This is a genomic window from Pseudomaricurvus hydrocarbonicus, from assembly GCF_011602365.1.
GTDB lineage: Bacteria > Pseudomonadota > Gammaproteobacteria > Pseudomonadales > Cellvibrionaceae > Pseudomaricurvus > Pseudomaricurvus hydrocarbonicus.
This window is the reverse complement of the sequence record NZ_JAAONZ010000005.1, coordinates 120827-130121: the sequence shown is the minus strand read 5'-3', so window position 1 is coordinate 130121 and position 9295 is coordinate 120827. Positions and strand designations below refer to the sequence as shown.

Annotated in this window: 6 protein-coding genes; 2 read left to right on the top strand and 4 right to left on the bottom strand. The window is 48.2% G+C overall.

The window, feature by feature from the left end; all coding sequences use genetic code 11:
• Positions 1-1025 precede the first annotated feature (1025 nt).
• The 3 genes from G8770_RS09180 to G8770_RS09170 all read right to left on the bottom strand — a co-directional run bounded on the left by G8770_RS09180 (position 1026) and on the right by G8770_RS09170 (position 4459).
• Complete coding sequence (locus G8770_RS09180) at positions 1026-1436, bottom strand: DODA-type extradiol aromatic ring-opening family dioxygenase (protein ID WP_341771118.1); 411 nt, start codon at positions 1434-1436, stop codon at positions 1026-1028.
• Between the two features lie 49 nt (positions 1437-1485).
• The gene (locus G8770_RS09175; protein WP_167185148.1) at positions 1486-3669 is read right to left on the bottom strand and encodes an acetyl-CoA hydrolase/transferase C-terminal domain-containing protein; all 2184 of its coding nucleotides are present in this window, start codon (positions 3667-3669) and stop codon (positions 1486-1488) included.
• 556 nt (positions 3670-4225) lie between these two features.
• Complete coding sequence (locus tag G8770_RS09170) at positions 4226-4459, bottom strand: hypothetical protein (RefSeq protein ID WP_167185145.1); 234 nt, start codon at positions 4457-4459, stop codon at positions 4226-4228.
• Positions 4460-4511: 52 nt separating this feature from the next.
• Between G8770_RS09170 and cls the strand changes: the two genes are divergently transcribed.
• Both cls and G8770_RS09160 read left to right on the top strand, forming a co-directional pair.
• Positions 4512-5924: a cardiolipin synthase gene (gene cls, locus G8770_RS09165; RefSeq protein WP_208022158.1), complete on the top strand. Its 1413-nt coding sequence runs from the start codon at positions 4512-4514 to the stop codon at positions 5922-5924.
• A 338-nt stretch (positions 5925-6262) separates the two neighbouring features.
• Positions 6263-7375, top strand: a complete 1113-nt coding sequence (locus tag G8770_RS09160) for a sensor histidine kinase (protein ID WP_341771116.1) — start codon at positions 6263-6265, stop codon at positions 7373-7375.
• 292 nt (positions 7376-7667) lie between these two features.
• Here G8770_RS09160 and G8770_RS09155 read toward each other — a convergent pair whose 3' ends face one another.
• A complete protein-coding gene (locus G8770_RS09155) occupies positions 7668-9239 on the bottom strand; it encodes a tetratricopeptide repeat-containing sulfotransferase family protein (RefSeq protein WP_167185142.1) in 1572 nt (523 codons plus the stop codon).
• Positions 9240-9295: the final 56 nt, after the last annotated feature.

Here is a 9295-nt window from a genome sequence, read left to right as displayed (position 1 = left end):
CTTTAGGTCTGTGCGGTAACGTACGCTTCCCCGAATAGGCATGGACTGCCGCCCTGTCGCTCGGATGTGAGAGCGGCAGACACTTGCAGAAATCGATAGCGCTCAGAATTAAGAAATATTTCGGAGGTTGATGGGCTGTAAGTTTTACGCTAAGGGTTAAGTTATGACCATTGTCGAGATAAAACATACCCGACCATGCCCTAGTCAGAAGAGCTGGGCTTTTGATATGACTCGGTATGATAAGAATACCGGTGATAATCATTTGATTTACGCAGTTTCAAGTAATAACTGCATTGACTACGGCGCCAACAACAAATCAATCTGCCCTAGCCGCTGACTAAACAGCCATGTTCCCTCAACCCACTGCAGTTTGTCGTTAAACGTGCCAATAAGGTGAGACGGAGTAGCAACGGAGTCAGCCTCATCGTTCGCTGCGGCATACAAGATGATATAGCTGGTGCATGACCTTCGGTTGGACTCACAACATCTATAACGATATTCGAGGTGATATGACGACTAAGCCTGCGCGGGCAACGCGAGCGCCCGTGGAATGGCCCGCCAGTGCAAATGTGACCGGAGCCTCCGCCAACACACGTTGCGCCATTGCAATATGGTTCTCGCATCCACGAAAGTCGAGGGCATGAACCTCAGTCAGATCTTGCAGGGCATCAAACTGTGCACGCCAAACACGTTCGTCACATAACAGTCCAGCCAGAAGATACAGGCTTTGCTTCATTTACAATCTCCTAATAATGCTGCCAAAAAGTGCGTAGATCGTGCACCTAAAGTAACATCACGTGCTCCATCTCGCCATCCAGCGCGCTAATATCCATGGCACAGAGACGGTATTCCCCACGATAGCCAGCGGACAATATCTGCACTCCCGCATTTCTCAGCACATCTCTGGAACACGTCAGGTTTTCAGAAAGTCCTCATAGGTTTCGCCACGCTTGATCGCGTAAACTTGCATATTGCTCAAATCAATTTCATCCATACCAACTACTTGCGGATTCACTTGAGAGTCCTCAGTTAATTAAAGAGTTATCTTGATCCGATGGATTGATCACCTCATAGAGCACGGCCGTCATGGCCGTGGTCGTGGCGAGGTAATAGTTTTGATGCACATTGTGCCAAGGGCCCTCGACGGCACCTCGCATCGCCAGCCACATGATCTGCTCAAAACTCTCAGACCCTCCCAATCGCACGTAGTCGGCTTGTGTCATACGCGTCAGAGCCTGAGGATCGTGTTGCAGTAACTCAAGAAATTCCATATCCCAGTCGGTGTTATTAAAGCCAGCGAGTTCGACGTGTATCTGATGCGAAAGTCCGCCCGTAACGACGACCACAACGTTCAGAACCTCGGGGTAGGACTCCACAGCCCGACGCACGGCCTGGCCGGCTCGTGAGGCCAAAGGAGCGGTAAGGGAGCCGCGCACCCGTGATCGATCGGCTTGTCCTGGAAGACAGTGATGTCGAACAGAAGACCTAGAAAGATTTCAGTAAAGGTCTACCAGATAGATCTGAACTGATCAGTGCTCCAATGAGTAATAACCGGTAGAAGTATTGCTTCGCAGTTAGCGCCTTATCAAGCCCCATCCTCTTCAATTCATCGTCAAACACTAATGCATCATTACGGTTTTTCCAGCCTTTGGCCAACAATTTAACCAATCCCTTCCGGTTGGGGTTGATTTGTTTTAACAGTTTAAGTGCGATTGCCAACGTCATCTCTTCTCTGGTGAAATCCGACCCCATAGGGTAGTGAGGGAGATGACTGCTCAGAGATTCTTTACGTAGAGAATGATGCACAGCCTCGGGAAAATTGTTGCAGAAGGCCTCAGGAACTTCATAATCAATTTCAATTTTTCCTGCTGCTTTTGCCATTTTTAACAATTCTGGTTGGAACCTTGAATCGGCAATGCACAACATCCTCGAAATTACCTCACGGTCTGACACGCCTCTCAGATCCGCCATACCGTACTCCGTAATCACAATATCACGAAGATGACGGGGAATTGTTACATGTGGGTAGTCCCAAACAATATTGGATTGTGTCTTCCCTTTCGCTGTACGTGTGCTATGCAAACAAATGATTGAGCGCGAGTTTGGCAATTCGTGAGCTTGAGCAACAAAATTATACTGCCCACCAACACCGCTCACGATTTTATAGTCTTTTAATCCGTCGGAAATGATGGCTCCTGTTAATGTGGCCATCATTCCGGTATTGATAAATCGCGAATCACGTCGCTGAACTCGTTTTAATGCCTCATTACCATAAAGATGATTTGTGTAGCTCACCGGGCACATATTCAGCCCATCACGTGAGTCGTTATCAAGATCACGTAACTGCTGGTAAAAGTTTTCAGAACCTATAAAAAAACCAGCGTGACAGTAGTGTCCGCTTCCCAGTGGTTGGCCGATGTTTTCATCACACAAAGCAGCCACTGTTTGCGGGTTTTGATCACTCTCCGGTAACACTGTATTTGTGTGACTGACGATGTCGCCATCTTGCCAGTAAAGACCTTCAGGAATACAATGCAATGCCTTTAACAATTGAAAATCATCCACTGACAAAGGCGCCTTAATAACCCTTTTTTGAAAGAGTATATTGATCAGCTCAGGGCTGATTTCTGGTTGAATGACATCATGATCGAGTAGAGACTGTAATTCATCACTTGGATAAACCTTGCGGGTAAGAACAGAATGTTTCCGTAAATAGAGAAGCCCCTCTACATACATTTCGGTATTGGCATAAATGCCTTGTTCAAACGTATTCTTTTCCAACTCCAGGCGTGGGCGAATATCAGCATGTCCGGAATGTATCAGTATGTTCAATAGCCTTTGATAATTTTGATTATCATGCTGGCGCATCGCCAGCATAAAGGCGATGGCATCCCCCATGGAACCAATACCAATCTGTATTGTGCCGCCATCTTTAATCAGCGTGCTGGCGTGAGCGGCAATAGCATAATCCGATAATCCTACCGGAGCCTGGGGAATAGCAAAGAGAGGAAAATTGCCATGGTCATTTTGTTGAGAGTTATCGCCGGTAATTAACAGATCGAAAAAAGTTTCGCTAATCTCAGCCTCGCCGTGTAAATACGGCAGCTTCCTGTTTACTTGAGCTATAGTGAAAACCTTCTTGTCTACCGCTTTCAAGGCTTTTACCAAATCAATAGTCACATCCGGGTTACAGCTTAAGCTGTAGTATCGGCGCCCGTCCGGATTGGGAGCGACTTGATGGGCGATAACATTAACACCAAGGTCTACCAGGTCACGTACGGCATGCGTATAGTTGCTGTTTAAAAATTCGCATTGGGCAGAGGTATTGCCTAAAAGTTGACCTGGATTTAAGAAAAACTCAGAAACTTTAACGTTGGTTGGTAAACTGTTGTCCCGTCTGGAAATGGCGTATTCTAATTCTGGGTAGTCGGCATAAATACGGTGAACAAAGGGCTGTAAAAACCTTGAGGATAACTCGTCCTTGGCCCGTGGAAATTCCAGTGTGAGCGCAGTCACAATGTGTAATGTTATGGCTGGATCCGATTGGGCTCTTTTGAATATCCCGTTTGCAAAGTGATTAGCTTTTCCCAACCCCAGGGGTAGTGCCATTACAATGTTTTTACCGACCGAATCAATCAGGTGGTCAATTCCAGCTTCAATACTTTGCAAATAATGAGTCATTATGAAATTAGTCTGTCTCCAAGCCATTTTTCGTGCCAAATGCCACTTAACGTCTGATCATTAGTGGCCGAGCATGGCAGCCCTGGAGCAGATCGGTATTCTCTAGATGGCATTGACCGGTAAATGAGACCCCAACCATAGCATAACGCTGAGTGACTGTGGGTGTTTGACCTGCTTTAGTATCTTTTGGGGAAATTAGGGTGCCTGTAATCAAATGAAAGCCCGGGATATAAAAATCAAGGACAGTCATTATTCATATTTGACCTCTGTTTAGGCTTTTGGTCAATTAATTCTGATTACGCTTGAGAATTTGGTGAAATCCAAAAGAACTAGGATGAAATTTTCAAAGTCTTTTTTTGGAAGTGCCTGTCTAGGACTTGTTCTGCTAACTCACCACCGTGATTCACGGTCTTTTTATATCGACAAAATATGCTACTCGATACGCAATATCTTGCACGCTTTGGAAATATTGCTTATTCATCCGCCACATTGGGCAGTCTGCGTTTGTCTTTTATGATCCAAAGACTACTATCTAGTATTAGGATTATCTGTTGGTTTCTGTTGATCTAAAGGTTTCTTCACCTTCAATCAAAATCGATAACTCTTTATTTTTCAAAAAAAGATGTCTCAGATATGCTCCTAACTCACTCAGCCTAGGTGGTGGGAAATGCCTGTCTAGGACTTGTTCTAACAGGACTTTATGCACGCTAAAGACATCGACATCAGCGAGTTGGAAGATAAGTCTTTCTGGTTGAGGTTTGGTGATAATTTGTCTCATCTGGCAGCGCCAGTATTGTAGTGATTAATTTTAAAACTCGTAGCAGGTAAATGTGGCGTTCTTCATTTTATTCCTACACATGCTGGGATGTATTAGCGCGGTTCATGCCGTGCTATATACCCGAACTGAGCAGGGTGCCATTGCCTGGAGCATCTCCCTTATCAGTTTTCCATACATCGCACTCCCGCTTTACTGGTTTCTGGGACGCAATCGTTTCAAAGGATATGTCAGCGCCCGTAAGCTCTCGCAGCAACTGGGCGTTGATGTGTTGCTAGACAGGCGCGAGACATTAGCGCCCTATATTCTAAACAAAGACCAACTGGATCCCGCGACACTGGCCGCCGAAAGACTGGCGGCACAACCAATGTTAGGCGGTAATGCCGTTGAACTTCTCGTCGATGGTGAAGCTACTTTTAATGATATTATTTCCGGAATATTTGCCGCGAAAGAATACATCCTGTTTCAGTTTTTTATTATCAAAGACGACGGGCTAGGCAGAAGAATTAAAGAATCGCTCAAACAGAAGGCCAGTGTGGGTATTCGAATTTATTTCCTTTATGATGAAGTCGGCAGTCATTCTCTGTCTGTTGGCTATCTGCAGGAATTGCGCGATGCCGGCATAAAAGTCGCACCTTTCAATACACGCAAGGGTCATGGTAACCGGTTCCAGTTAAATTTTAGGAATCATCGGAAGATTGTCGTTACCGATGGAAAAGTGTGCTGGATCGGCGGGCATAATGTCGGAGATGAATACCTTGGGCTCAATGCCAAATTCGGCCATTGGCGCGATACCCATGTTCGAATAGAAGGCCCTGCATCACTGGGTGCGCAGTTATCCTTTATTCAGGATTGGCACTGGGCCACAGAGACAATTCTCAATTTAAACTGGGATGTGCCTGATGTTGCACCGGGTAAAAGCGCTGCACTCATCCTGCCGACTGGACCGGCAGACGAACTCGAATCAGCCAGCCTAATGTTCACGCAAGCAATAAACAGTGCCAGAAGCAGGATCTGGATAGCAAGCCCGTATTTTATTCCGGATCGCTCAGTATTAAACGCCTTGCAACTGGCTGGTTTGAGGGGAGTGGATGTTCGAATCCTGATTCCTGAAATGCCTGATCATTATCTGGTTTATCTGGCGGGATTTTCTTACCTCGAAGAAGCAGGGCTTACCGGGGTCCGTTTTTTCCGTTACGCCGACGGGTTTCTACACGAAAAGGCCATGTTAATTGATGAGCGTGTCGCCACCATAGGTACGGCCAACTTTGACAATCGATCATTCAGACTCAATTTTGAAATTACAGCGGTGATCGCTGACGATCCTGTTTTTATCAATAAAGTGGAATTGATGTTTAACAACGATTTTCAGTCAGCACGTGAGGTTTCTTCAACGGAGCTCTATGAAAAACCCTGGTGGTTTCAGTTTGCAGTTAAATTCGCCAGACTTACCTCTCCAATCCAATAGTCGCTTCCAGGCTTTACTAATTCCTATTAATCTTTAAGGTCAAGGCTGCCATATAAATGGTCCACCATCTGGGAAGTGCCTGTCTAGGACTTGTGCCACCGAGGAGTTTCTGCGTCTGAAATATGGCTTTTTGACCTCTTTTTAGGCTTTTGGTCAATTAATTCTGATTACGCTTGAGAATTTGGTGAAATCCAAAAGAACTAGTATGGAATTCTCAAAGTCTTTTTGGGAAGTGCCTGTCTAGGTCTTCCGCAATTGCATTTTCGATATGCGTTTCTGTACTCAGCCTGGCCTGGGGATTCGCCTTCTTCGCTGCCATCAAGTTGACCGAGGACCATGTGCTGCAGCATCAGCTGAAGCGTGCCGCCGAAAGCTATCCCTCTTTGACGACCAACCTTCGCGGGTACGACGAGGTTGGTAGCTTGCCGGAATCAATTAGGGAGTGGGCGCAGACAACCCCTGATGAGGGATTGTACGAATTCAATGCCGAACAGTTACATGTCGCGATAATACCTACAGACAATGAACAGCGGCGCGCATTTGTGGTTTTCGACGTTGCCGGAATTGAGGCTGCCTCGTCCGAGGATTGGTGGTGGCTGCTCATTATCACCAGTGTTGTGGGCGCTCCCGGAGTTTTTGGTTTCGCTCTGGGAGTAGTAGTGATGCGGAGAGCCGTCGCCCCTGTAGTGCAACTCGCCAAAGTGGTCGCGGACATTGATCTGGAACATCTATCAGCCGGAGATCATAAGCGCATAGAGTCTAGCTGGTTCGGCGACGATGAGGTTGGCATGCTCGCTGGAACCATTGAAAAGACTCTTGAACGTATCAGCGCATTTGTTGCGAGAGAGCGCTACTTTACCGATTCAGCCAGCCATGAATTGCGCACGCCGATCACGGTGATAACAGGTGCACTCGAGCTGTTAGAACAAAGCGATCTGTCAGTAGCCGATCAGAAGGTGGTTGATCGGGTGAGGCGTGCGACGCTCGACATGAAGACCACGATTGAACTTTTCTTGTTCCTCGCTCGCGAAACCGACGACGGTTTGTATGGCAAACAGTTTTTGGTGATGCCGCTGGTGAACCAGGCTATAGAACAACAACGCCATTTACTGCGAGGCAAGTTCGTCGATGTTGAAATCGATCAGCTCGCAAAACCCACAGTATGCGGGCATCCACAAGCTTTTTCTATCGCGGTCAATAATCTGGTGCGAAATGCGTTCGAGCACACTCTCGCCGGGCAGGGACCGATCACGATTCTCATCAAAGAGCACGAGCTATTAGTCACCAATCAAGTGAGCAGTGACGCTGATGGTCGCCACACCCCGAGCGAGGCGTCGTCTCACGGATATGGCCTGGGTCTGGGTATTGTTCAACGGCTGTGTGAGCGCAATGGCTGGTCGTTTTCAATCCACGTTGATGCGGCGCGTGTTGCCGCCCGTCTTTCATGGTGAGGACAGTAGGTTCCCACCACAAACAAGAACTTTCAAACAACAACTGCTAAAAAGGAGTCACGCAACAGGTGGTGCATAGGGTAACTCGGGAACCTGCCGCCTACACCACAACCCACATCGAGGGCCTTGCCCGCCTTGGAGGTAAATTCAATAGCTTAGCGCACCTTTTTGAACAACCTATCACTGTGGAAAACAAGTCATTATTTTTAATGAGACCTCCGGGAGGGCTTCTATGCACTCAATGTTTCAGAAAATGGGCTTTAATTTCAGAAAGTACTACAGAAACTGGTGGCTATTGCTCGTAAAAATATTTTTTCAACGTCGCCAATTGCTTCTCATAATGACACCACCCACCCACCGACCGGCTGTGGATTTTGCTGCGTACCTGCGCCGCACTGGCTGTCGCTGCGGCGGTACGATTGCTCTCAAACGCCAAACATTCGGGTTCGAACTCCAGCTGTAAAAAATTCAACAGGCCACGGGTTGTATCTTCCTGCTCCGTCACCAGCGTCTCATAGTCGATCGTATGAAAACGTTCCGGCAGGTGCCTTTGCCAGTGCGCCATCAGCTCGCGATGCTGCTGGACATAACTGCCCAACTCCTCTAATTCGTAAGAGTAAAAGTAAGCCCCGGCAAAGAGTTGTTTGTATAGCGCCCAACAGTTATCCATAGGCTCGCGCTGCAGGCAGACGAATTGAGCCTCGGGGAAAGCTTTGGCCAATAAGCCGATGTAAAGGCTGTTGTGTGGCAGTTTGTCGACAAACCGCGGCTGGTCATTGCGCAGGTAGTGAATGGCCTGATAATAATGTTCAGCAAGCGGCTTCAGGTTTTGGTGAGCCACCGCTTCCAGCACCTCCACACTCAGCAGATCGCCAGATTGAAGCGCAGCCAGCCGTTTCGTCTGGATGGGAATGTGAGGCAACTCACCCAGAGATTGAACCCCGCTGTGATTGGTAATGATGCGCTCTACCAACGTGGTTCCAGAGCGCGGCAGGCCGACCACAAAGACGGGTCCTGTCGAGGCCAGATTCTGCTGAGTCGCGCCGTCATTGGAGAGGCTCGAAAACCACGATGAATCGAATGTGTGCCGTAATGACTGAAACAGTTGGCGATCGCTGGCGGGGTTGTAGTTCAGTCGCTGTCGCTGGGCTTTAGCCCCCCCATGAAAGTGTTGCCAGGCCTTATCCCATTGCCGCAGGTCTTCAAAGGCTTTACCCAGACTGTAGTGCAGAAAGATTTGACCCTGAGGATCTGTGTCCGGGCATTTTTCCAGAGCCGTCTGCAATGTACTGACCACATTAGCGTTAGCTGGCTCTAAGCGCGCTAACTGCCAATGAGCTTTGGGGTAATTAGGCTGCAGCTCCAGTGCGTGCAGCAGGTAGTTTTTGGCCCGTTGCCTGTGCCCTAGGAAGATCAGGCAACCGGCCGTATTCGACAGGTACGGTACGGAATCCGGAGACATCTCCAAACAGCGCTCGTACAAGGTCAGCGCCGTTTCCTGCAAACCGATATGGCTATAGACCGTGGCCAGCAGATCCAACAAGGTGGCAGACAAGGTATGGCACGCTGCGCTGTGCAGAATCCAGTCAGCCTGTTGTCGAGCCAAGCCATGCTCACCTTTATGCACAAGGCATCGCGCCAACTGAATACGGGCATCAAGACGAGAGGAATCGAGCTTCACCACAGTTTCAAACGCACGCAACGCAGCCCCCAAATGGCCGTGCTGCCCGGCCATCAACCCCATCACCATGTGAGCATCCACCTGTTGTGGATCAGCCGTTAATATCTTTTGACACAGCTGACTCGTCAACGGCCAATTGCGCGAGGCAAACGCTTGTCGCAAGGCGTGCAATTCAGAAGTCATGCTTTCGTGTCCTGTGGAGGCCCAGGGCTCTATACCGAAGCCGTTCAGTTTTCTAC